This is a genomic window from Luteimonas sp. A501, assembly GCF_054052085.1.
The window spans coordinates 1-827 of the sequence record NZ_JBSVRI010000035.1 but is presented as its reverse complement, the minus strand read 5'-3'; the positions used below and the strand labels follow the sequence as shown (position 1 = coordinate 827).

Sequence of the window (827 nt, the reverse complement as noted above, 5' to 3'; positions counted from 1 at the left end):
AAGGGTAAGTTCGAGCGCACCAAGCCCCACGTGAACGTGGGCACGATCGGTCACGTGGACCACGGCAAGACGACGCTGACGGCGGCGCTGACGAAGATCGGCGCGGAACGTTTCGGCGGCGAGTTCCATGCCTATGACGCGATCGACAAGGCGCCGGAAGAGAAGGCTCGCGGCATCACGATCTCGACTTCGCACGTCGAGTACGAATCGCCGACGCGCCACTACGCGCACGTCGACTGCCCGGGTCACGCGGACTACGTGAAGAACATGATCACGGGTGCCGCGCAGATGGACGGCGCGATCCTGGTGTGCTCGGCCGCCGACGGTCCGATGCCGCAGACGCGCGAGCACATCCTGCTGGCGCGCCAGGTCGGCGTGCCGTACATCGTGGTGTTCCTGAACAAGGCCGACATGGTCGACGACGCCGAGCTCCTTGAGCTGGTCGAGATGGAAGTGCGCGAGCTGCTGTCGAAGTACGACTTCCCGGGCGATGACACGCCGATCATCCACGGTTCGGCGCTGAAGGCGCTGGAAGGCGACCAGTCGGACATCGGCGTGCCGGCGATCATCAAGCTGGTGGACGCGCTGGACACCTGGATCCCGGAGCCGGAGCGTGACATCGACAAGACGTTCCTGATGCCGGTCGAGGACGTGTTCTCGATCTCGGGTCGCGGCACGGTGGTGACCGGTCGCATCGAGCGCGGCATCGTGAAGGTGGGCGAGGAAATCGAGATCGTGGGCATCCGCCCGACGGTCAAGACGACGGTCACCGGCGTCGAGATGTTCCGCAAGCTGCTGGACCAGGGCCAGGCGGGCGACAACGCGGG

General features: G+C 65.7%; 1 protein-coding gene. It reads left to right on the top strand.

Annotated features, from left to right (window positions below; all coding sequences use genetic code 11):
* Nucleotides 1-827 (top strand): elongation factor Tu (locus tag ACW7G5_RS14785; protein WP_457005779.1); only part of this gene is annotated, 827 nt, incomplete at both ends.